The sequence below is a fragment of the Paraburkholderia sp. SIMBA_027 genome, assembly GCF_046535315.1.
Lineage (GTDB): Bacteria > Pseudomonadota > Gammaproteobacteria > Burkholderiales > Burkholderiaceae > Paraburkholderia > Paraburkholderia tropica.
Map to the genome: position 1 here is coordinate 1 of NZ_JAWRWY010000757.1, position 266 is coordinate 266.

1 protein-coding gene is annotated in these 266 nt (G+C 77.8%); it reads right to left on the reverse strand.

The features are described 5' to 3' along the window. Nucleotides 1–266 (reverse strand): MFS transporter (locus SB764_RS41085; protein ID WP_410866909.1); only part of this gene is annotated, 266 nt, incomplete at both ends.

Below are 266 nucleotides of genomic sequence, written 5' to 3' on the forward strand. Positions count from 1 at the left end.
CCCAGTGCCTGGCGCAGACCGCCAATCGGATCCAGCGCGCGCCACGACCACGGCGCGCGAGCGCCCCGGCGCGATTCCGGCAGCCACGCCAGGGCCGTCAGGAAGGCCACGCCATTGGCCGCCGCGGCCGCCACGAACGGCATGCGGGCGCCGGCCAGCCCCGCCAGGCCGCCCAGCGCCGGCCCGAGGATCATGCCCAGCCCGAAACAGGCCGACAACTGGCCGAAGCGCCGCGCGCGCCGCGACGGATCGCCGGCGTCGGCGAT